We start from the raw sequence: 16,418 nt of genomic DNA, 5'->3' as shown, positions 1-16,418 counted from the left end.
GTACTTATTGTTATGAAACTGCGGGGCGACATTGGTGTAATACCCTACCGTCTTGCGCAAACGTTTCATGTCAGGGAGTTTGTATGGTTCAGGATATACGCCCCAGCGGTAGCCCGTTCAAGCGGCTGTTCTTCGCCTTGCCGGTCAGCGACGCGCAGCGCCGTGACCTGGCCCAGTGGCGGCGCGGGCTGAACCTGCGCAGCGGCAAACCGGTGCCGGCGGCCAACTTCCATGTCACGCTGCTGTTCCTCGGCGATGTAGATACCGCCCAGGTGCCTGCGATCTGTGCGGCAGTCGATCAACTGGCGCTGCCTCCCAGGGCACCGCGGCTTCTGCTTGACCGCTTGCAGGTGTGGCAGCGGGCCGGCGCGCTGGTGCTGGAGCCACAGCAGACACCGCCAGCCCTGTTGCAACTGGTATACGGCTTGCAGCAGGCACTGCTGCCGTTGGGGGTGGAGGCGGCCAACCGTGAGTATCGGCCACACTTGACCCTGTCCAGGGATTACCGCGGGCAACCACCCGAGGCCAGCAGCGCGCCGGAGTTCTACCTCAGCGCGCGCCACTTCACGCTTTACGAGTCACGCAAGGGCGCTTACCGGCCCTTGGCGCAGTGGCCGCTGGCAGGCTGACCCGAGGTCAGAGTTGCGGGGTGTATTTCACCGTCAGCATGAGGTTGCGTGGCTCGCCATAGTTGTTGCTGCCATTGAGCTGGTTGAAGCCTGCAACCCAGTACTTCTTGTCGAACAGGTTGTTGGCGTTGACGGCAAGGTTCACTTCGGGGGTTAGCTGGTACGCCACGCGTGCGCTCCACACGGTATAGCCAGGCACGGTGTAGGTACGCTCGTAGCCGAGGGTGTGGCTCTGGGTGGTGAAGCCCAGGCCGGTGCTCCAGCGCTGGCCGCCCAGTGGCAGGGTGTAATCGGCCCATGCACGCAGCATGTGCTTGGGTGTCCACTGGCTGAAGGTGCGGCCTTTCTCGTCAGGGTCATCGAGGAACTTGGTGGTGTTGTAGGTGTAGCCTGCGAACAGCTGCAGGCCATTCAGCACTTCGCCGCTGATTTCGGCTTCAACGCCTTGGCTGCGCACCTTGCCCGCTGCGCTGGAGCAGTACCAGTCATCGCAGGCGAAGCCCGAGGCTACGTCGGTGACGGCGCGGTTTTCCTGGTCGTAGCGAAACAGTGCGATCGAGGCGTTGACCCGGCCGTCGAGCAGTTCGCCCTTCAGGCCCGTTTCGTAGTTGCTGCCGATCACCGGTTTGAGCGGCGCATTGCCCACGGCGCGTTCGGTTTGCGGTACGAACACGTCGGTGTAGCTAGCGTACCAGGGTACTGTGCCGGTTCAGGCTGCGGCCTGGCAATCTGCAAACAGTTTTTTGCCCAAAGCGTGTGCGTGGTGCAAGTGGGGAAGTTGGTCAGCCCCTTCGCTGTCATCCAGCAATGTGGAACTGAGTACCTTTGCGCCGCAATAGTCGAAGATGCCGTGCTCGATCTGCACGCGCATCGCCTCGCCATAGCCATGCCGCTCGAAGGTGCCTGTATCGGCACCTGCAATGCCGACCAGGTGAACCTTCATGCCGCGCAATTTCTTGACCGTCGTGCCCCCTTCATAGTCGAACGCCCAGCCGTTGCTGAATACCCGCTCGACCCAGCCCTTGAGCAAGGCCGGCAGCGACCACCAGTAGATCGGATAGACCAGCACCAGGGCATCTGCGCGCTCGATGCGTGCCTGCTCGTTGAGTACATCGGCCGGCGGTGCTGCCAGCCGGCGATGCACGGCATGGTCTGCCAGGCTGAAGCGGGGGTCGAAGCCTTCGCTGGCCAGGTCGGCGATTTCGCTGCTGTGGCCGACGCTGGCCAGGCCGTCGGCAACCTGCCGGGCCAGCGCGTGGGTGAGGGATTGCGGGTCATGGTGACCGACGACGATCAGAGCGTGCATGGTGGCTCTCCGTTCAAGGATGCAGGGTAGCCTGAAGCGTTATATACTCCAGGTAAGTTACGCTTAGTAAGTTACTTTTGGTAGGTATACGATGTCAAGCGATGATCAAGCACGTTCCCGCAAGCGCCTGAGCCGCGACGACCGACGCAGGCAGTTGCTGGATATGGCCTGGCAATTGGTGCGGGAGGAGGGTACCGATGCCTTGAGCCTGGGCCGCCTGGCCGAACAGGCGGGGGTGACCAAGCCGGTGGTCTACGACCATTTCGAGACCCGCAACGGGCTGCTGGTGGCGCTGTACCAGGAATACGATGCGCGTCAGTCGCAGATGCTGGCGCGAGCCTTGGCCAGCTGTGAAGCCAGCCTGGCCAGCCGCGCCCGGGTGATCGCCGAGGCCTACGTGGACTGCGTAATGAGCCAGGGCCGGGAGATACCTGGGGTGTCGGCAGCGCTGGCCGGGTCGCCGGAAATGGAGGCGCTGAAGCGGGCGTACGAGCAGCCGTTCCTGGACAAGTGCCGCGAAGCCTTGGCCGGGTTTTCGCCCAGCGGCAATGTAGGGGTTGCCGGCATGCGCCTGCTGGTGGGGGCAGCGGATGCACTGTCCCAGGCGGCTGCAGCAGGGGAACTGGAGGCCGGGCAGGCCAAGGCTGAGCTCAAGGCCGCAATTATCGCCATGGTCGAGCGGCAAACATGAAGCGCATGAGACCATTGTGGGAGCGGGCGGGCCCGCGAACACCGGCATAGCCGGTGCCATCCACCGCGTTGTCTGCTTCGCGGGCGCGCCCGCTCCCACAGTGATCGAGCATGGCTTCGCTACACAGGCAAGCTTTGATAGGGCTGTTCATCCCCCGGGCTGCGTTCGAACTGGCGCTTGTACTCGCGGCTGAACTGCGAGGTGCTCTGATAGCCCACCCGGTGCGCAGCCTGTGCCACGCCCAGGCCTTCGCCAATCAGCATTTGCTGCGCCTTGAGTAGCCGCAAGCGCTTCAGGTACTGCATCGGCGCCATGTCGGTGCAGCGCTTGAAGTGTTCATGGAAGGTCGAAACGCTCATGTTGGCGCGCGCAGCCAGTGCCTCCACGCTCAGCGGCTCGGCGTAGTGCTCGCGCAGGTGGGCGAGGGCGGCGCCGATGCGGGCGAAGTGCCCCTGTTGCTCCACCAGTGCCCGCAACACACCGGCCTGCGGGCCGCGCAGCGCGGTATACAGCACCTCGCGTACGCGCGCCGGGCCCAGTACCTTGGCGTCCAGCGGGTCCTGCAGGCAGTGCAGCAGCCGTTCCACACTTTCGCGCATGGGCGCATCCAGTGCCGCCGACGTCATCGATTGCGGGGTTTGCGCCTGCACTTCAGCGTCCGGTGCCAGGCCCATGCTCTGCACCAACTCGCCCAGCACGCCACGGTCGATGCCCACCGCCACACCCAACAGCGGCGCCTCGCGGGTGGCAAAGGTTTCACACATGAACGGCACCGACAACGCCTGCACCAGGTAATGCCCTGCACCGTACTCCAGGGTACGCGGCCCCAGGCGCGCCAGTTTGCTGCCCTGGGCCAGGATCATGAGGCTGGGTTCGTAAATCTGTGGGCTGCTGGCCACATAGTGGTCCCAGCTCAGCACCTGCACCTGGGGCAGGAGGGTGGGCACGAAGCCCGGGCGCGTGGCGAGGCTGCGGATCAGTGAGCAGAGCGGCGCATTGGCATCGACGTGACGGGTCAGTTGCATGGTGGACCAAGGGCAGAGAATCAGACAGCTTGATCATCGCAGATTGAGGGCGTGGCGCCAGCTACGGGTTGGCATCTTCGTAGAATCAGGCATGCATGCCGGAGAATCAGCCGTGGGCGAGGCGGCGAACGACGCGCAAAATGCGTCGCCTGAATCGTTTCACTTCACTGCGAGGCCCTGCATGTATACCGCCATCGGTTACGCCGCTCAAACCCCCACCAGCCCCCTGGCCCCCATGACGTTTCAACGCCGCAGCCCGCGCCCGGACGACGTCGCCATCGACATCCTGTACTGCGGCGTGTGCCACTCCGACATCCACCAGGCGCGCAACGAATGGGGCATTGCCGTGTACCCGCTGATGCCGGGCCACGAGATCATCGGCCGGGTCACGGCGGTGGGCGACAAGGTCACCGCGCACAAGGTCGGTGACCTGGTGGGCGTCGGCTGCATGGTCGACTCGTGCCGTACCTGTGAAGCCTGCGCCAAGGACCTGGAACAGTATTGCCTCGAAGGCCCGACCATGACCTACGCCACCCCGGACCGGGTCGATGGCAGCAACACCATGGGGGGGTATTCCAGCAGCATCGTGGTCAGCGAGCACTTCGTGGTGCGCATACCGGCCGGCATGGACCTGCCCAGCGCTGCACCTATCCTGTGCGCCGGCATCACCACCTATTCGCCGCTCAAGCACCACGGCGTTGGCCCGGGCCACAAGATCGGCATCCTCGGCATGGGCGGCCTGGGCCACATGGGCATCAAACTGGCCAAGGCCCTGGGTGCGGAAGTGACCCTGTTCACACGCTCCCAAGCCAAGGCCGAGGAAGCGCGCCGCCAGGGGGCCGACCATGTGATCGTCTCCACCGATGCCGAGCAGATGCGTGCCGCTGCCGGTCGTTTCGATTTCCTGCTCGACACCATTCCGGTGCAGCACGACCTCAACCCGTACCTGGAAACGCTGAAGTTCGACGGTGTGCACATCCTGGTCGGCCTGATCGAACCGATCGACCCGGCATTGCATGCGGCCAATCTGGTGATGAAGCGCCGAGTGCTGGCGGGGTCGTTGATCGGGGGGATTGCCGAGACTCAGGAAGTGCTGGACTTCTGCGCCGAGCACGACATCCGTTGCGATATCGAGATGCTGGATATCCGCAACATCAACCAGGCCTATGAGCGGATGATTGCCGGTGATGTGAAGTACCGGTTCGTGATCGACATGGCCACGCTACAGGGCTGATTGATCGGTTGCCTGTACGGGCCTCTTCGCGGGCAAGCCCGCTCCTACACAGGGGTGATGTAGGGCTTGCGCGCGGTGGGGCCGTACAGGCAGCAACGATGCAGCCGTTTTACCAGGCCATTGGCTTGTCCCAGCCCTTCCAGAACAACCATCGCCGCACCTCGCCGTGCGCCCCGGTACCGATCTGCCACTCGGGCCGCCCGCTATCCAGCGCAATCACCGAAATAACCCCCGCATGGCTCGCCGCCACCAGCGTTTGCCCGTCGGCGCTGATATCCATCGCACTGATGGTCGAGCCCAGGTAATGCTGCCAATGCTCCGTACCCTCTTCGCCAAACGCCCGCAGGTAGCCATAGGCATCCCCTACGATGTACTCGCCATCGCGCGCAACCCCCGCATACACCCTTGCGCCATCCTGCACCAGCGGGGTACGCGGGTCCTGGCTGTAGTAATCGGTATCCAGCCCGTGCAGGTCTGCCACCCTCACGGCCAGCGTGGCACCGCTGTAGAAATGGCAGGCATTGACGATCAACTGGTCCCCCGCGCGGTTGAACAAGGCAAAGTGCGGGTATTCACTGCCCGGGCCGATGTGCGCCAGCGGCTTGAGTCGTTCGTCCAGAACAAGATGTCGGCTGCCTTGCTCACCCACGACGATCAGCCGGCCATCCGCCGACACCGCACCATGCTCCATGCTCAGCCCCAGGCTGATGTCGTCCGGGTCGGTGCCCTCGGCCAGCTCTTCGAGCACGCGTGCCTGCTGTGGCAGCAGGCGAGTCGCACCTTGAGTGGCCAGCACGAAGATACCTTCGGCGCTCACCAGCAGTACTCGCTGGCCATCGGGGAAGGGGATCAGCGCGGTCGGTGTGGGCGGCAGGTCGAACGGCTCGAACGGGTAACCTGGCGGCAACCCCTCCAGCCCCGTGGGCCAGGCCAGGCGTTGCACTTGCGGGCCGCCCCAGCCATCGGTCACACGCACGCCCTCGGCATTGGCCAGGGCGAAGTAGCGCCGCGCGGGGCAGCGGCCAAAGTGTTCGATGCCGATGACCGGGGTTACCCCATGGTGGTCGATACGCACCACCTGGCCCTTGTCGTAAGGCATGCCGATGCGGGCCAGCAGGCTGCCATCTTCCAGCAGCAGGACATGGCTGATGCCTTGGCCGTGGTCTTCGAGCAACGGTATCAAGGGGTGGTGTGCGGGTGGCCAGGCCTTGCGGAATGCCTGGCGCTGCTGTTCGTCGACGCCAGGACGGTTGGCTGCCTGCAGGGCTGACAGCCAGGCGTCGAGCAGGTGTTCGGTGGCGGGTGCCTGCGGCTCTTCGAGGTTGTCCCAGCCGTGCGCACGGCCCTGCGCGACGTAGTCGTTGACGGCCTGGGCATAGGCGATGACTGCCTGCTGCCACTGCTGCTGGGGGTGTTGCTTGTCCATGAGCGGATCGGGCTCCTTGTTGCACACGCGTTTCACACAAAGCGCGCATGGTACTCCTTCTGGCTGCCCTGCGGTTGTGAGGCCCCAGCTTGGCGCGTACCATGCCGGGCATTCCTATCCATAACAAAAACGTACGTTGGCCCCCTGCAAGCGGGTGGCTGGCGTGCGACCTGTTGCCTTGTCTGCGGAGAAGCGGTTTCCACCCATGAACGGACCCATACCCACACACCTGCCGCCCACAACGGGCAGCGGCAGCTGGCTGAGCGTCATCGCCCTGGCCTTGGCGGCCTTCATTTTCAACACCACCGAGTTCGTCCCGGTGGCCCTGCTCAGTGACATTGGCCGCAGCTTCGACATGAGCACTGCCCAGGTCGGCCTGATGCTGACCATCTACGCCTGGATCGTGGCACTGGCCTCGTTGCCCATGATGTTGCTGACCCGCAACATCGAACGGCGGCGTCTGCTGCTGTTCGTGTTCCTGGTGTTCATTGTCAGCCACTTGCTGTCCTGGCTTTCGCAAAGCTTCGCCATGCTGCTGGTCAGCCGCATCGGCATTGCCCTGGCGCATGCGGTGTTCTGGTCCATCACCGCCTCGCTGGCGGTGCGTGTGGCGCCGCCGGGCCAGCAGGCCAAGGCGCTGGGCCTGCTGGCCACCGGTACTACCCTGGCCATGGTCCTGGGCATCCCGCTGGGCCGTGTGGTGGGCGAGGCACTGGGCTGGCGTATCACGTTCCTGAGCATTGCCGGGGTAGCGCTAGCCACCATGCTTTGCCTGATCAAATCGCTGCCGCTGCTGCCCAGCCAGAACTCCGGTTCGTTGCGCAGCCTGCCGGTCCTGTTCAAGCGCCCGGCACTGGTCATTACCTACTTGCTGGTGACGCTGGTCATTACCGCGCAGTTCACGGCCTACAGCTATATCGAGCCGTTCGCCCTGCACGTAGCGCAGATCGGCGGCGACCGCACCACGCTGTTGCTGCTGTTGTTCGGCGGTGCCGGGGTTTTTGGTTCATTGTTGTTCAGCCGTTACAGCGAACGCTTCCCGCATGGCTTCCTGGTAGGTTCGATCGGGGTACTCGCCGCGTGCCTGTTGCTGATGTTGCCGCTGTCGGGCAACTTCTATGTGTTTGCAGTGCTGAGCATGTTCTGGGGCGTGGCCATTCTCAGCTTCAGCCTGGCGCTGCAGTCCAAGACCCTGAAGCTGGCGTCCGACGCCACCGATGTGGCCATGGCGCTGTTCTCGGGTATCTACAACATCGGCATTGGCGGTGGTGCGCTGCTGGGCAGTATCGTCAGCAGCCAGATGGATGTGGCGGATATCGGCCTGGTGGGCGGCAGCGTGGCAGTGGTCGGGCTGGTACTGGCCGTTGCCAGTACCCGGCGCTTTCGCGAGGCGTTGACACGTTGAGCCGAGGCCGCTCAGGCCCCTTGTCGGTCAAGTAGAGGCTCAGGCCAATACTGCAGCCCATGCCGATATCAACAAAACCCCCGCCAACACTTGGTTGAACACCCGCAACCGCCCCGGTGCCTGCAGCCACCGGGCGCTCCCCACCCCCAACACCGCCCAGGCGGCCATGCTCGGCAGAGCGATCAGCAAGAACACCAGCGCCAGCTGCCACACTGGCAACGACGGCGCGGCAAATACCCCGACCACCGCCACGGCCATCAACCAGACCTTGGGGTTCACCACCTGCAACGAGGCCGCACTGAGCGCACTGAAGCCTTGTGCCGTGGCCGCATGGAGCGGGGCGGCGGCACTGCGCAGCATCTTCCACGCCAGGCTGCTCAGCCACAGCACCCCGGCCCAGCTCATCAGCTGTTGCGCCAGGGGGTAGCGCAGCAGCAGTTCGCCTAGCCCCAGCCCGACGAGCAGCACAATGGCTGCAGCCGCGCCACACGCCGCCACGATCGGCGCCAGGCTTGCGCGCAGGCCCCGGCGGGCGCCATGGGCCAGGATCAACAGGTTGGTCGGCCCCGGGCTGATGCTGGACACCAGGGCAAACAGAATGAAGGGCAACAACGACTGTGACATGGTTCAGGGCTCCGTAACATCGAAGCACCATGCTCGCTGCCCGCCGGCACTCAGTCTGGAAGGTTTGAGCAGCGCCTGCGGTAGTCGGCCGGGGTCAACTGGTAGGCGCGGCGGAACCAGCGCCCCAGGTGGCTCTGGTCGGCAAAGCCCAACGCCACGGCCACTTCGGCAGGTGTCTGGCCTTGGGCAAGCAGGCGCCGCGCGCGGGCCAGGCGCAGCTGGATCAGGTAGGCATGGGGTGCAATGCCGAACGCTGCCTTGAACGCACGCGTCAGGCGAAAGCGGTCGATGCCGCAGGCCTGGGCCAGGTCCTCCAGGCCGATGTCGCGTTCCAGGTTGGCATGCAGGAAGTCCCGGGCGCGCTGTGCGGTCAGCGGCAGGCGCGGGTCGGGGTTGATGCGGCGGCGCCAGTGCAGGTGGCGGGTCAGGCAGGCCAGCAGATCGTCCATGGCCGTTTGCCTGACGATGCGCAAGTCCTGGTCATGCACGGCCCGGAAGGCCAGGGCGGTGGCCCGCGCCAGGCGTTCGTCGTGGCACAGGGTGTCGGCAAAGCTGGGCAGGCTGTCGCCCGGCGCGTGCTCGTACAGCGCGCGCAGCTGTTGGTCGAGCCAGGCGGGCTCCAGGTACAGCGTCGAATAGGTGAAGCCTTCTTCGGTGGGCGCCAGGCCATCGTGGATGTCGCCAGGCTCAAGTAAGAATACCTGCCCCGGCGTGCTGCGATGGCGTACCCGGCGGCAGTTGAACTGCTGCACGCCCTGCTCGGTCACGCCGACCAGGAAGCTGTCGTGCCAGTGGGGGTCATAGGCATGGCCGACAAAATGCGCACGGACCGACTCGATGCCGGTGTCGGCGTCCTGTTTGAAGTCGATCCAGTTGCTCATGGACGAGTACCGTGGGGTAAATGGCTACCTTAGCGCAACGCCCCCGGCTCAGTCTGGAACGATTGTGCAGCCGTTGGTCAGGGCCCGGGCGCGCAGGGCCTCGAAGCGTTCGCGTAGCCACAGGTGCAATTGCGTCACGGCAGGCGTGAGCTGCTTGCGATGAGGGCAGACCAAGGCCAGCGGGGTAGGCTCGCCGATCAATTCGGGCAGGACGATTTCCAGTTCACCGGCCGCGATGTTGGCGCTGACATCCAGCCACGACTTGTAGACGATACCTTCCCCCTGGATGGCCAGGCGGCGGATGACGTCGGCATCGTCACTGACCAGCGGCCCACGCACCTGCACGGTGCGGTTACCCAACTGCCACTTGTCGTACACCCGGCTGTGCTGCATGTACAGCAGACAGGCATGCTGTTGCAGCGCGTCGGGGGTGAGCGGGCGGCCGTGGCGGGCCAGGTAGTCGGGCGAGGCCACCAGCACGCGGCGGTTCCATTCGGCCAGTGGCAGGGCGATGTAGTTGGCATCCTGGTTGAGGCCATAGCGGATGGCCACATCCACAGGGTCGCGGTTGAGGTCGGCCATCTGGTCGGACAGGAAGAAGCGCAGTTGCAATGCCGGGTGGTCGCGGCGGAAGGCGCTGAGCCAGGGCAGCAGCATGTTGCGGCCCATGTCGGAAGGGGCCGATACCTGCAGGGTGCCGCGCAGGCTATTGGGGTTGCCATGCAGATCTTCATGGCCCTGGCGCAGGCTTTCCAGCACATTCAGCGCGGTTGGCAGGTAGCGCTCGCCCTCGGCGGTCAGGCGCAGGCTGCGGGTGGTGCGGGCGAACAGGCGTACATCCAGGTCGCGTTCCAGGCGTTTGATTGCGGCAGCCACCTGGCCCGGCAGCAGGCCTGCTTCATGGGCGGCGGCAGTGAAGCTCCCCAGCACGCTGCTGCGGGCAAACAGTTCGAGGTCGGTGATGCGCAGCATTTTCATTCCAGGGATGAAAGTGTTGTTACATTGTGCCGCTTTTTCTTTTTTGCTGGAAAGATAAGATGCCCGGCACATCCACTGTTCACTCTGGAGTTGTCGCATGGATACCGTATCGCTGGCCAAGCGCCGTTACACCACCAAAGCTTACGATGCCTCACGCCGCATTCCCCAGGCCACTGTCGACGCCCTGCTCGAACAACTGCGCCACAGCCCGTCGTCGGTCAATTCCCAGCCCTGGCATTTCATCGTCGCCGACACGGCCGAAGGCAAGGCCCGCCTGGCCAAGAGCACTGCTGAGGGTTACGCCTACAACACGCAGAAGCTTCTCGATGCCTCGCACGTGATCGTGTTCTGCACCCGTACCGAGATGACTGAAGAACACCTGAACGCCGTGCTCGATCAAGAGGCCGCCGATGGCCGTTTCCGTGATGAGCAAGCGCGCGCCGGGCAAAACCAGAGCCGCCGTCACTACGTCAACCTGCACCGCTTCGACCAGAAGGATGTGCAGCACTGGATGGAAAAGCAGACCTACCTGGCGTTGGGTACTGCCTTGCTGGGTGCGGCGGCGCATGGGCTGGATGCCACGCCGATCGAGGGCTTCGACAGCAAGGTCCTCGATGCCGAACTGGGTTTGCGTGAGCGTGGGTTCACCAGTGTGGTGATCCTGAGCCTGGGTTACCGCAGCGAGGAGGATTTCAACGCCGGGCTGAACAAGTCGCGGTTGCCGGCATCGCAAGTGTTCACCTTCCTCTGAAGTTTTTGGGGCCGCTTTGCGGCCCTGGCAATGCTGGCGGTCAACCTGGCAAAGCCCTGGCTTCGACCGCCCGACCCGGCAAACTGGCAATGACCCGGCATATACCGCATACTTGTCGGCAAATGCCGAAAAGGAGCATGCCATGCTTGCCGAAGTGCTTCGCGACAACGGTTACCACGAGTACCGGGCGCGCCTGCAGGCGCTGCTGGACATTCCCGAGCTTGCCAGCGATTTCGAAATCCACACCCGCATCACCGATGGTTTTGCCGCCACCTGGTTGGTAAAGCTGACCGAACGCGGTGTGCTCACCCCGGTGGAGCGCGACCAGATCATTCCGCTGCGCACCCTCAAATCCCGTATCGAGCGTGACCAACCGCTGACCGTGGATGAGAGCGATCGGCTGTTCCGCTCGGCCCACATCACCGCCATGGCCGAGGCCGTGTTCGGTGAAGCGGGCAAGGCCAAACGCTGGCTTTCCAAGCCCAAGGAACGCTTCTCGGGGCTGACGCCGATGCAGATGCTCACCACCCAGCAAGGCACCACGCAGGTCGAAGAAATGCTGCTGCAGATTGCCGAGGGCTATGGCCTGTGATTTTGTGGCGAATCAGCGCCTATGCAGACTTGAGCGGTACGGGGGGCTTGCGTGTAAGTGGCCGCTGGCACCAGGCGGGTCGGCCGGTGGTGTATGCCGCCACCAGCCCTCCTGGGGCGATGCTGGAAGTGTTGGTGCACCTGGAGATCGACCCCGAGGATTTCCCTACCACCATGCGCTTGCTTCGCATCGAACTGCCCGACACGGTTTCCCAGGCGCAGTTGCCCGCTTTGCAGCCCGGCTGGTCTGCTCAGCCTGAGTTGACCCGAACGCTGGGCAATCGCTTTCTGGATGACTGTTCGGCATTGCTGCTGCCGGTGCCAAGCGCGATCATGCCCAGCACCACCAATTACCTGTTCAACCCACGGCACCCGCAGGCGCAGAGCGCGAAAATCCAGGTTGAGGATTTCACGCCGGACAGCCGCCTGTTCTAGGGCGTGGTCACCACAGTGCTGCCGATGCTGCCGCCAGCACCCGGCCAAACACGTCGAGTGCCTTGTCCACGTCCGCCTCGGTGCTGAAACGGCCGATGCTCAAACGCACACTGTTGCGAGCCTGACGCTCATCCAGCCCCAGTGCCAGCAGCACATGCGAGGCAGCGTTGCTCGCCGAGTTGCAGGCCGAGGTGGTCGACAAGGCCAGCTCGCCGGCCAGCGCCGTGCTGTTGAAGCCCTTGCTGTCGATGCACAGGTTCAAGGTATGGGGAATGCGTTGCTTGGCGCAGCCGTTCAGGGTAACGCCAGGCATGGCCAGCAGGCCTGTGCGCAGGCGTCTTGCCAGTTGCTCAAGGCGCTGGTGCTCGCTGTCGCCAGGTTGGCCGGCCAAGGCAAAGGCACTGCCCATGCCCGCTATCTGATGGGTCGCCAGGGTGCCGGAACGCAGGCCCTGCTCATGGCCGCCGCCGTGCATCTGCGCACGCATCAGCACGCGAGCGCGCGGCCCGACATACAGCGCGCCGATGCCTTTCGGCCCGTAGACCTTGTGCGCCGAAAAAGACATCAGGTCCACGGCCATCGTACGCAGGTCGATAGCCAGCTTACCCACGGCCTGCGCGGCATCCACGTGCAGCAGGGCACCGTGGGCACGCACCTGCTCGCCGATCGCGGCAAAATCGGTGACCGTGCCCAGTTCGTTGTTGACCGCCATCAGCGATACCAGGCGGGTGTCAGCGCGCAACGCTGCCTGCACACTTGCAGGCTGAATCAGGCCATCGGCATCCGCTGCCAGGCGGGTGACGGCCCAGCCCTGACGTTCCAGCTCGGCCACGGTGTCGAGCACGGCCTTGTGTTCCAGCTGGCTGGTGATCAGGTGTCCGGGCTGGCCGATGCCTTGGGCAATACCCTTGAGCGCCAGGTTGTTGGACTCGGTCGCGCCCGAGGTCCATACCAGCTGCTCGGCGTGCGCGCCGACGCACTCGGCGACTTGCTGGCGCGCCTGCTCCACGGCGTGACGTGCAGCCTGGCCGAAGGCGTGGCCGCTGGACGCCGGGTTGCCGAAGTTGGCCTGGTTACCCAGGCAGGCGAGCATGGTTTCGATAACCCGGTCGTCGACGGGGGTAGTGGCGGCGTAATCGAAGTAGAGTGGGGCGCTAGGCATTGAGGGCAGGTCCGTGTCAGTGGCCGTGAAATCGGCGATCATTGACGTAAGCGTACCTGCCAACAGCGGTATTTTTTTCGTTTCCCTCAGGTCGATTCGCGATTATTTTAGAAAAAAATTCTCTATCGAAGAACTTTCATGGAATTTTCTACTTTGTCTGGTGAGGGGCTATTAATGGCACCTCACCGGCACCTTCAGGCGTGCTCCAGAGCCTTTTCTTCCTCTGCCACCACGCGCTCGCACAATTCGGTGATCTGTTCGCGCATCCAGCGGTTGGCCGGGTCCTGGTCGGTGCTTTCATGCCAGTACAGGTGCGTTTCCAGTGCAGGGACCTCCACCGGCAGCGCCTGATAACGCAGCTGATGGCGACGGGCGAAGCGCTCGGGAACCGTCATCGCCATGTCGGTCTGCTGCAACACCTGTGACGCCATCAGGTAGTGTTGCGAACGCAGGGCGACCTTGCGTTGAACACCCATCTTGCCCAGCGCCAGGTCGACGTAACCCAGGCCGTTGCGGCGGCTGGAGATATGGATGTGGGTCATGCCCAGGTAGCTGTCGAGGGTCAGCTTGCTGTCGGCCAGCGGGTGACCCTGGCGCAGGGCGCAGACATAGCGGTCCTGCATGAGTTTGATGTGGCGCACCTGCGGGTCGGTGTTCAGTGGCGCGTCGATGGCAAAGTCCAGGCGGCCGGCCGCGAGTTCCTTGGTGGTCTCGCGGCGCTTGCACAGGAAGCTTTCGATCATGACTGCCGGCGCCAGGCGGCGCAGGCGCTGGAACAGCGGCGGCAAGATGACCGCCTCGGTCAGGTCGGTCATGCTGATGCGGAAGGTCTTGTTGGCCTGCTGCGGGTTGAACGTGCGGCTTTCCTGCACCGATGTCCGCAACAGCGCCAGCGCGTTGCGCACAGGGCCGATGATGTTCTGCGCCATGGGTGTGGGCACCATGCCTTGCGCGGTACGCACGAACAGCGGGTCATTGAAGGTTTCGCGCAGGCGCGACAGGGCATTGGACACTGCCGGCTGGGTAATGCCGACGATCTGCCCGGCGCGGGTCAGGTTGGCTTCGGTGTAGATCGCATCGAACACGATGAACAGGTTGAGGTCGACCTTGCTAAGGTTCATGGGCGCCGCTCTTTGTTGGAATTATCGGTCGATCATATATCGGTTATGAATGTTTATACACGCGGAAAATAGACTAGGTGGATGGAGCAATGCTGCTCTAGGCTCTGGCCCACGTACTCCGAACTGTGAAGGTAGCCCAGATGGATTTCGCCTATTCGCCCAAGGTCCAGGCACTGCGCGAGCGTGTCACTGCGTTCATGGACGCTCATGTCTACCCCGCCGAAGCCGTGTTCGAGCGCCAGGTCGCCGAGGGTGACCGCTGGCAGCCCACTGCAATCATGGAGGAGCTTAAAGCCAAGGCCCGCGCCGAAGGGTTGTGGAACCTGTTCTTGCCCGAGTCGGAATACGGCGCTGGCCTGAGCAACCTGGAGTACGCACCGCTGGCAGAGATCATGGGCCGCTCGTTGCTCGGGCCGGAGCCGTTCAACTGCTCGGCGCCGGACACTGGCAACATGGAAGTGCTGGTGCGCTATGGCAGCGAGGCGCAGAAACGCCAGTGGCTGGAGCCACTGCTGCGCGGCGAGATCCGCTCAGCGTTTGCCATGACCGAACCGGACGTGGCCTCCTCGGACGCCACCAACATGGCTGCTACCGCCATACGGGACGGTGACCAGTGGGTGATCAACGGCCGCAAGTGGTGGACGTCCGGCGCCTGCGACCCGCGCTGCAAGGTCATGATCTTCATGGGCCTGTCTGACCCTGAAGGGCCACGCCACCAGCAGCATTCCATGGTGCTGGTGCCGACCGACACGCCGGGCGTGAAGATCGTCCGCCCGCTGCCGGTGTTCGGTTATGACGATGCGCCCCATGGTCATGCCGAAGTCCTTTTCGAGAATGTGCGGGTGCCATACGAAAATGTGATCCTTGGTGAAGGACGCGGCTTCGAAATTGCCCAGGGCCGCCTGGGCCCAGGCCGTATCCACCACTGCATGCGCTCGATCGGCATGGCCGAGCGCGCACTCGAGTTGATGTGCAAGCGTTCGGTGGAGCGTACTGCTTTTGGTCGGCCACTGGCCCGCTTGGGCGGCAACGTCGACAAGATCGCCGACTCGCGCATGGAAATCGACATGGCCCGGCTGCTGACGCTCAAAGCGGCCTACATGATGGACACCGTCGGCAACAAGGTGGCCCGTAGCGAGATCGCCCAGATCAAGGTGGTGGCGCCGAACGTGGCCTTGAACGTGATCGACCGGGCTATCCAGATACATGGTGGGGCAGGGGTAAGCGGCGATTTCCCGCTGGCCTATATGTATGCCATGCAGCGCACCCTGCGCCTGGCTGACGGGCCGGATGAAGTGCACCGGGCGGCGATTGGCAAATACGAGATTGGCAAGTATGTGCCGGTGGAGATGTTGCGTAGCGGGCGGTGAACGCGTCAGCCTGCGCCGGCCCATTCGCGATCAAACCCGCGCCTGCAGTGATTGCGCAAAATCCTGCAACTTGTAGGACGTATCTGAATTTTGGCTGAGGCCACTTGAATCTCCCTTGCTGGTGATAGGTTTCCAACCTGAATCAAGTACAGGGAGTTCATATATGCGCGTCAATCTAGAGGGGAAAGGTCAGGCGGTAGACGGCGATGTCACCACAACGGGTGCTGTCTGTATTGCGACGGGGGCCGGCTATCTAGACGAAGGCCGAATGGTGCTCCGTGAAGGCGACCACACCACCTTCAACCCCGAGCGCTTCTCCCAACCGATAATAGGAGTGCTGCCTGGTACGCTGGAGCCTGGTTTCTACGTAGTTTCACAACGCATGTCGTTTCCCCAGGTGCTGCTACAACTTGGATGATTGACTTTGACAATTGGTCCCCATTGTTGCAAATAGTATTCCTGATTGCGCCTTTCATCCTGGGCCTTGCGGGGATCGCTATCAATGTGAAAATTGCTTTGTCGAGTGATTTTGATGTCGCCCTTTCAGCGATCACGAGCAACCCCTATCTTGAGCAGATGAAACCCGTATGGGGCGGACGAAACCTAAGGCATCGATGCCTACTGATGAGTACAGTAAGCGCTTTGGTCACATTCCCAAGGTTACATTTACGCCTCGGTTGGTTGAACGAAGCGGAGCTTGACAATTTCCCCCCAAAGTTGAGGCGAGATATGGGAGCAGCCCTTTGGCTGATCTTGATTGCCTCACTTTGGGGAGCGGTTGGTTACTTC

At 63.4% G+C, this 16,418-nt stretch carries 17 protein-coding genes and 2 pseudogenes; 10 read left to right on the top strand and 9 right to left on the bottom strand.

What is annotated here, in order from left to right; translation table 11 throughout:
• Nucleotides 1-83: 83 nt before the first annotated feature.
• Nucleotides 84-629 (top strand): RNA 2',3'-cyclic phosphodiesterase, encoded by a 546-nt coding sequence (gene thpR / locus ACF8FB_RS12060; protein ID WP_392511382.1) that lies wholly within the window; start codon nt 84-86, stop codon nt 627-629.
• A gap of 7 nt (nt 630-636) precedes the next feature.
• Here the strand turns inward: thpR and ACF8FB_RS12055 are convergent.
• Together ACF8FB_RS12055 and ACF8FB_RS12050 are read right to left on the bottom strand one after the other, a co-directional pair.
• Nucleotides 637-1,323, bottom strand: a pseudogene (locus ACF8FB_RS12055) (TonB-dependent siderophore receptor); the annotation flags it as partial.
• A gap of 15 nt (nt 1,324-1,338) precedes the next feature.
• Nucleotides 1,339-1,935: an NAD(P)H-dependent oxidoreductase gene (locus ACF8FB_RS12050; RefSeq protein ID WP_129932516.1), complete on the bottom strand. Its 597-nt coding sequence runs from the start codon at nt 1,933-1,935 to the stop codon at nt 1,339-1,341.
• Between the two features lie 91 nt (nt 1,936-2,026).
• Here ACF8FB_RS12050 and ACF8FB_RS12045 point away from each other — a divergent pair, with 91 nt between their 5' ends.
• Complete coding sequence (locus ACF8FB_RS12045; protein ID WP_076403271.1) at nt 2,027-2,626, top strand: TetR/AcrR family transcriptional regulator; 600 nt, start codon at nt 2,027-2,029, stop codon at nt 2,624-2,626.
• Between the two features lie 119 nt (nt 2,627-2,745).
• On the opposite strand, the gene ACF8FB_RS12040 is transcribed toward ACF8FB_RS12045, so the two are convergent.
• Nucleotides 2,746-3,651 (bottom strand): AraC family transcriptional regulator N-terminal domain-containing protein, encoded by a 906-nt coding sequence (locus ACF8FB_RS12040; RefSeq protein ID WP_392511381.1) that lies wholly within the window; start codon nt 3,649-3,651, stop codon nt 2,746-2,748.
• A 181-nt stretch (nt 3,652-3,832) separates the two neighbouring features.
• Between ACF8FB_RS12040 and calA the strand changes: the two genes are divergently transcribed.
• The gene (gene calA / locus ACF8FB_RS12035; protein WP_010953379.1) at nt 3,833-4,885 is read left to right on the top strand and encodes a vanillin reductase; all 1,053 of its coding nucleotides are present in this window, start codon (nt 3,833-3,835) and stop codon (nt 4,883-4,885) included.
• Between the two features lie 109 nt (nt 4,886-4,994).
• Here the strand turns inward: calA and ACF8FB_RS12030 are convergent, their stop codons facing one another.
• Entirely contained in the window at nt 4,995-6,311 is a 1,317-nt protein-coding gene (locus ACF8FB_RS12030; protein WP_392511380.1) for a hypothetical protein, read from the bottom strand.
• Between the two features lie 205 nt (nt 6,312-6,516).
• On the opposite strand from ACF8FB_RS12030, the gene ACF8FB_RS12025 reads away from it, so the two are divergent.
• Nucleotides 6,517-7,716, top strand: a complete 1,200-nt coding sequence (locus ACF8FB_RS12025) for a sugar transporter (protein ID WP_049587621.1) — start codon at nt 6,517-6,519, stop codon at nt 7,714-7,716.
• 39 nt (nt 7,717-7,755) lie between these two features.
• Here the strand turns inward: ACF8FB_RS12025 and ACF8FB_RS12020 are convergent, their stop codons facing one another.
• Genes ACF8FB_RS12020 through ACF8FB_RS12010 form a run of 3 tightly spaced genes read right to left on the bottom strand, consistent with a single transcriptional unit; the run spans nt 7,756 to nt 10,193 of the window.
• Nucleotides 7,756-8,340 (bottom strand): LysE family translocator, encoded by a 585-nt coding sequence (locus ACF8FB_RS12020; protein WP_010953382.1) that lies wholly within the window; start codon nt 8,338-8,340, stop codon nt 7,756-7,758.
• Between the two features lie 50 nt (nt 8,341-8,390).
• Nucleotides 8,391-9,221 carry an AraC family transcriptional regulator gene (locus ACF8FB_RS12015; RefSeq protein ID WP_003250518.1) on the bottom strand — a complete coding sequence of 277 codons (831 nt, stop codon included), beginning with the start codon at nt 9,219-9,221 and terminating at the stop codon, nt 8,391-8,393.
• 48 nt (nt 9,222-9,269) lie between these two features.
• Complete coding sequence (locus tag ACF8FB_RS12010) at nt 9,270-10,193, bottom strand: LysR family transcriptional regulator (protein ID WP_010953383.1); 924 nt, start codon at nt 10,191-10,193, stop codon at nt 9,270-9,272.
• 103 nt (nt 10,194-10,296) lie between these two features.
• Between ACF8FB_RS12010 and nfsB the strand changes: the two genes are divergently transcribed.
• From nfsB to ACF8FB_RS11995, 3 genes are all read left to right on the top strand, one after another.
• Complete coding sequence (gene nfsB, locus ACF8FB_RS12005; RefSeq protein WP_350297660.1) at nt 10,297-10,950, top strand: oxygen-insensitive NAD(P)H nitroreductase; 654 nt, start codon at nt 10,297-10,299, stop codon at nt 10,948-10,950.
• 142 nt (nt 10,951-11,092) lie between these two features.
• Entirely contained in the window at nt 11,093-11,542 is a 450-nt protein-coding gene (locus tag ACF8FB_RS12000; RefSeq protein WP_003250525.1) for an antitoxin Xre/MbcA/ParS toxin-binding domain-containing protein, read from the top strand.
• Nucleotides 11,539-11,976 carry an RES family NAD+ phosphorylase gene (locus ACF8FB_RS11995; RefSeq protein WP_003250527.1) on the top strand — a complete coding sequence of 146 codons (438 nt, stop codon included), beginning with the start codon at nt 11,539-11,541 and terminating at the stop codon, nt 11,974-11,976. The genes ACF8FB_RS12000 and ACF8FB_RS11995 overlap by 4 nt, the downstream gene beginning before the upstream one ends.
• 7 nt (nt 11,977-11,983) lie before the next feature.
• On the opposite strand, the gene ACF8FB_RS11990 is transcribed toward ACF8FB_RS11995, so the two are convergent.
• Nucleotides 11,984-13,138 carry a cysteine desulfurase family protein gene (locus ACF8FB_RS11990; RefSeq protein WP_049587669.1) on the bottom strand — a complete coding sequence of 385 codons (1,155 nt, stop codon included), beginning with the start codon at nt 13,136-13,138 and terminating at the stop codon, nt 11,984-11,986.
• 194 nt (nt 13,139-13,332) lie between these two features.
• Nucleotides 13,333-14,259: a LysR family transcriptional regulator gene (locus ACF8FB_RS11985; RefSeq protein WP_010953387.1), complete on the bottom strand. Its 927-nt coding sequence runs from the start codon at nt 14,257-14,259 to the stop codon at nt 13,333-13,335.
• A 140-nt stretch (nt 14,260-14,399) separates the two neighbouring features.
• Here ACF8FB_RS11985 and ACF8FB_RS11980 point away from each other — a divergent pair, with 140 nt between their 5' ends.
• The 3 genes and pseudogenes from ACF8FB_RS11980 to ACF8FB_RS11970 form a co-directional block, all read left to right on the top strand.
• Entirely contained in the window at nt 14,400-15,629 is a 1,230-nt protein-coding gene (locus ACF8FB_RS11980) for an acyl-CoA dehydrogenase (RefSeq protein ID WP_049587623.1), read from the top strand.
• A gap of 163 nt (nt 15,630-15,792) precedes the next feature.
• Nucleotides 15,793-16,041, top strand: a pseudogene (locus tag ACF8FB_RS11975) (PAAR domain-containing protein); the annotation flags it as partial.
• 2 nt (nt 16,042-16,043) lie between these two features.
• Nucleotides 16,044-16,418: hypothetical protein (locus ACF8FB_RS11970; RefSeq protein ID WP_392511379.1), on the top strand; the 375-nt coding region annotated here is incomplete at its 3' end.

It is taken from the genome of Pseudomonas sp. yb_2, from assembly GCF_043103905.1.
GTDB classification, from domain to species: Bacteria; Pseudomonadota; Gammaproteobacteria; order Pseudomonadales; family Pseudomonadaceae; genus Aquipseudomonas; species Aquipseudomonas alloputida.
The sequence above is the reverse complement of the archived record's forward strand: the minus strand, read 5'-3'. Positions and strand labels throughout refer to the sequence as shown.